Annotated in this window: 1 protein-coding gene; it reads left to right on the forward strand. The window is 65.0% G+C overall.

Features of this window, described 5'->3' with window-relative positions; genetic code table 11:
• Positions 1-2 precede the first annotated feature (2 nt).
• Entirely contained in the window at positions 3-1,193 is a 1,191-nt protein-coding gene (gene tuf / locus BLQ61_RS17115; protein ID WP_091573001.1) for an elongation factor Tu, read from the forward strand.
• Positions 1,194-1,195: the final 2 nt, after the last annotated feature.

Consider the following 1,195-nt stretch of genomic DNA (forward strand, 5'->3'; position numbering starts at 1 on the left):
AAATGGCAAAAGGCAAGTTCGAACGTACCAAGCCCCACGTGAACGTGGGCACGATCGGTCACGTGGACCACGGCAAGACGACGCTGACGGCGGCGATCGCCACGGTGCTGGGCAAGAAGTTCGGCGGCGAGGTCAAGAGCTACGACCAGATCGACAACGCGCCCGAAGAAAAGGCCCGCGGCATCACCATCAACACCTCGCACGTCGAGTACGAGACGGCTGCACGCCACTACGCCCACGTGGACTGCCCCGGCCACGCCGACTACGTGAAGAACATGATCACCGGTGCCGCCCAGATGGACGGCGCCATCCTGGTGTGCTCGGCCGCTGACGGCCCGATGCCCCAGACGCGCGAGCACATCCTGCTGGCCCGCCAGGTGGGCGTGCCCTACATCATCGTGTTCCTGAACAAGTGCGACATGGTGGACGACGAAGAGCTCCTGGAGCTGGTCGAGATGGAAGTGCGCGAGCTCTTGGACAAGTACGACTTCCCCGGCGACGACACCCCCATCATCCGGGGTTCTGCCAAGCTGGCCCTGGAAGGCGACCAGTCCGACAAGGGCGAGGCTGCCATCCTGAAGCTGGCCGACGCGCTGGACAACTACATCCCGACGCCTGAGCGCGCCGTGGACGGCGCCTTCCTGATGCCCGTGGAAGACGTGTTCTCCATCTCTGGCCGCGGCACTGTGGTGACGGGCCGCGTCGAGCGCGGCATCATCAAGGTCGGCGAGGAAATCGAGATCGTCGGCATCCGCGACACGCAAAAGACCACCGTCACCGGCGTGGAGATGTTCCGCAAGCTGCTGGACCAGGGCCAGGCGGGCGACAACGTCGGCCTGCTGCTGCGCGGCACCAAGCGCGAAGATGTCGAGCGCGGCCAGGTGCTGTGCAAGCCCGGCTCGATCAAGCCGCACACGCACTTCACCGCCGAGGTGTACGTGCTGTCCAAGGACGAGGGCGGCCGCCACACGCCGTTCTTCAACAACTACCGTCCGCAGTTCTACTTCCGCACGACCGACGTCACGGGCTCCATCGAGCTGCCCCAGGACAAGGAAATGGTCATGCCCGGCGACAACGTGTCGATCACCGTCAAGCTGATCGCCCCCATCGCCATGGAAGAAGGCCTGCGCTTTGCCATCCGCGAGGGCGGCCGCACCGTCGGCGCCGGCGTCGTGGCCAAGATCATCGAGTAATC

The organism is Oryzisolibacter propanilivorax (assembly GCF_900103645.1).
GTDB lineage: Bacteria > Pseudomonadota > Gammaproteobacteria > Burkholderiales > Burkholderiaceae_C > Melaminivora > Melaminivora propanilivorax.